1 protein-coding gene is annotated in these 2,175 nt (G+C 65.4%); it reads left to right on the plus strand.

Annotated features, from left to right (window positions below):
* The coding region (locus tag FHS42_RS39325) for a condensation domain-containing protein (RefSeq protein ID WP_246495894.1) at positions 1 to 2,175 on the plus strand (2,175 nt) is incomplete at both ends.

Consider the following 2,175-nt stretch of genomic DNA (forward strand, 5'->3'; position numbering starts at 1 on the left):
GTCAAGGTGCGCGGATTCCGTATCGAACTCGGTGAGATTGAAGCCACACTCGCCGCCCACCCCTCTGTACAACAAACCCTCGTCACCGCCCACCAGGACACGGCCCACGAGACCCGCCTCACGGCCTACTACACATGCGCCGACGGCAGGCGATGCGCCCCGCGATCGCTGCGTGAGCATCTGGCCGAGAGCCTTCCGGGCTACATGATTCCCAGCGCTTTCGTATGGCTCGAGGCCCTCCCGCTGACCGCGAACGGGAAGACCGACTTCAGGGCGCTGCCGGAGGCCGACCCCGCGGATGTCGCCACGGCCGAGTACGTCGCTCCCAGGACGCCCGCCGAAGAGACACTCGCCGCACTGTGGGCCGAGCTGCTCAAGGTCTCCCGGGTCGGCATCGACGACGACTTCTTCGAGCTGGGCGGGCACTCGTTGCTGGCGACGCAGTTCGTCTCACGGGCGAAGGCGGCGTTTGGGTTCGACGTCCCACTCCGGTCGGTCTTCGAGGCGTCGACGATCCGCGTGCTCGGCCCTGTTGTCGCCGTCCTCGCGGCGCAGTGGCTGGCCGACAACTTCGGCCCGGCGGACACCGAACTCGCTGCGGCAAAGCCGCAACAGGCGAAAGAGCCGAAAAAGCCGATGCAGAACGAGGACCGCACCCGACGCTCCGAGCTGCCCCCGCTACAGCCCGCTGACCGGAGCCGGCCGCTGCCCTTGTCGTTCGCCCAGCAGCGCTTCTGGTTCTTGGACCAGCTGGAGGAGTCGCGCGAGGAGTATCAGATCGCTCTCGCCGTCCGGCTCACCGGCGACCTCGACCGCCCGGCTCTCGAGCGCGCGTTTCAGGACGTGATCCGGCGCCACGAAGCGCTACGGACCACCCTCACCGGTGCCGACGGCACACCCGTACAGACCATTCGCGACCCCGAGGACGTGCCCGCCCTGAAGTGGACGGATCTGTCCGCGTCACCCCAGGCCGAGGCCCGGCGGCAGACCGAACAAATCACCGCGGACGACGGCAGGGCTACCTTCGACCTTGCCATGGACCTGCCGATCCGCGGACGCCTCATCCGCGTCACGCCGCACGAGCACACGTTCTCGCTGACCATCCACCACGTCGCCGCCGACGGCTGGTCGCGCGACGTGCTCGTGGATGAGCTCGCCGCCCTGTACACCGCGCACCGCACGAACACCCCATCGCCTCTGCCCGAACTCTGCGTGCAGTACGGCGACTTCGCTGTATGGCAGCGGGAATGGCTCAGCGGTGAGCGCCTCGATGCTGATTTGGCGTATTGGCGGGGGCGGTTGGCGGGGTTGGAGCCGGTGGAGTTGCCGTTGGATCGGCCGCGTCCTGCGGTGCGTTCGGGGTTGGGGCGGACGGTCTATTTCGATTTGGGTCCTGGGTTGTATACGGGGTTGATGCGTGTGGCGCAGGAGTCTCGGGCGAGTTTGTTCATGACGTTGTTGGCGGCGTATCAGGTGCTGCTGTCGCGATACAGCGGGCAGGCCGACATCGCGGTGGGCGTGCCGATCGCGAATCGTCATCATGCGGAGACGGAGAAGCTGATCGGTTTCTTCGTGAACACGTTGGTGTTGCGTTCGGATCTGTCGGGGAATCCGTCGTTCGCGGATCTGGTGGCGCAGGTGCGGGAGCATGCTCTGGACGCGTACGAGCATCAGGATCTGCCCTTCGAGCGCCTCGTGGAGGAACTTCAGCCTGAACGCGACCTCAGCCGAACCCCCCTGTTCCAAACCATGTTCCAGCTGAGGACGCCCCGCAATTCCTGGGAGTTCTTCGGGCTCGAAGCCGAAGAACAGCATGTCCCGTGGACCACGTCCATGTACGACCTGACCCTGGAGATCTCCGACGAAGATGGTGTGTTGTCGGGGCGGGTGGAGTTCGCGACGGATTTGTTTTCGGTGGAGCTGATCGAGGCGTTTGTCGGTCATTTCCGTCGGTTGTTGGAGTGTGTGGTCGCCGATCCTGGTGTGCGGGTGAGGGAGGCGGAGTTCCTTTCCGATGATGAGCGGGATGTTTTGGTGTCGGGGTGGAATGCGACGGGGGTCGCGTATCCGGAGAAGTGTCTGCATGAGTGGATTGAGGAGCAGGCTGTGCGGTCGCCGGGTGCGGTGGCGGTGGTGCATGGTGATGTGTTGTTGACGTATGGGGAGCTGGAGGCG

It is taken from the genome of Streptomyces zagrosensis, assembly GCF_014203645.1.
GTDB classification, from domain to species: Bacteria; Actinomycetota; Actinomycetes; order Streptomycetales; family Streptomycetaceae; genus Streptomyces; species Streptomyces zagrosensis.